Raw genomic sequence first — 1,006 nt, 5'->3', positions numbered from 1 at the left:
GTGTCGACGACGCTTGAAAACGAGGCCATAGCGACGGTCGAAAACGAGGCCACCCAGACAGATTGGATGGGTGATCTCAGTGGAGGATTGGGCTCTGATCCGGCGACTGGTTGCGGATGGTGTTCCGCAGCGTCAGGTCGCACGGGACTTGGGGATCGGTAGGTCGACGGTCGAGCGGGCGTTGGCCTCGGACCGGCCACCGAAGTACGAGCGGCCGGCCGTGCCGACGACGTTCACGCCGTTCGAGCCAGCAGTGCGGCAGCTGCTGTCCGAGCATCCGGACATGCCGGCCACGGTGATCGCCGAGCGGGTCGGTTGGGCCGGGTCGATCACGTGGTTCCGCGACAACGTCCGGGGACTGCGCTCTGAGCACAGGCCGGTCGATCCGGCGGACCGGTTGACGTGGTTGCCCGGGGACGCAGCGCAGTGCGACCTGTGGTTCCCGCCGCGGAAGATCCCGCTCGAGGACGGCACGACGAGGCTGCTGCCGGTGCTCGTGATGACGGCAGCGCACTCGCGGTTCATGCTCGGGCGGATGATTCCGACCCGGCACACCGCCGACCTGCTGCTGGGAATGTGGGAGCTGCTGCAGCAGCTCGGCCGGGTCCCGCGCCGGCTGATCTGGGACAACGAGAGCGGCATCGGCCGCGGGAAGCGGCACGCCGAGGGGGTCGGTGCGTTCACTGGCACCCTGGCCACCACGGTGCAGCGATTGAAGCCGTATGACCCGGAGTCCAAGGGCGTGGTCGAGCGTCGCAACGGCTACTACGAGACCTCTTTCATGCCCGGCAGGACTTTCGAGTCCCCGGCGGACTTCGACGCCCAGTTCACCGACTGGCTCACCATCGCCAACAGCCGCGTGGTGCGCACGATCCGGGCGCGTCCGGTCGACAGGGTCGATGCTGATCGGGCCGCGATGCTTCCGCTGCCACCGGTCCCGCCCGCGGTGGGCTGGGTCAACCGGGTCCGCCTTGGCCGCGACTACTACGTCCGCGTCGACAGCAAC

General features: G+C 68.4%; 1 protein-coding gene. It reads left to right on the top strand.

Annotation, left to right across the window (positions count from 1 at the left end):
• Positions 1-70: 70 nt before the first annotated feature.
• Positions 71-1,006, top strand: a 936-nt coding sequence (gene istA, locus AB4Z14_RS22040) for an IS21 family transposase (RefSeq protein ID WP_442277112.1), incomplete at its 3' end; no start/stop codon positions are given.

The organism is Terrabacter sp. 2TAF16, from assembly GCF_052115065.1.
GTDB lineage: Bacteria > Actinomycetota > Actinomycetes > Actinomycetales > Dermatophilaceae > Terrabacter.
The sequence above is the reverse complement of the archived record's forward strand: the minus strand, read 5'-3'. Positions and strand labels throughout refer to the sequence as shown.